The organism is Bacillus sp. X1(2014), assembly GCF_007678255.1.
Genome location: NZ_VEED01000075.1, coordinates 1 through 288, shown reverse-complemented (window position 1 = coordinate 288; position 288 = coordinate 1). Strand labels below are relative to the sequence as shown.

Annotated in this window: 1 tRNA gene; it reads right to left on the bottom strand. The window is 52.8% G+C overall.

Annotated features, from left to right (window positions below):
* Nucleotides 1-95 precede the first annotated feature (95 nt).
* Nucleotides 96-188, bottom strand: a tRNA-Ser gene (locus tag FS608_RS29840).
* Nucleotides 189-288 lie beyond the last annotated feature (100 nt).

Below are 288 nucleotides of genomic sequence, written 5' to 3'. Positions count from 1 at the left end.
GGATTCGAACCGCCGAACCCGGAGGGAGCGGATTTACAGTCCGCCGCGTTTAGCCACTTCGCTACCCCTCCACATATAAAAACAAATAATAAAACTGGAGGAGGAAGAGGGATTCGAACCCCCGCGCGGTGTTACCCGCCTGTCGGTTTTCAAGACCGATCCCTTCAGCCAAACTTGGGTATTCCTCCATAATTAAAATAAACAATCTAAATTGGTAGCGGCGGAGGGGATCGAACCCCCGACCTTACGGGTATGAACCGTACGCTCTAGCCAGCTGAGCTACACCGC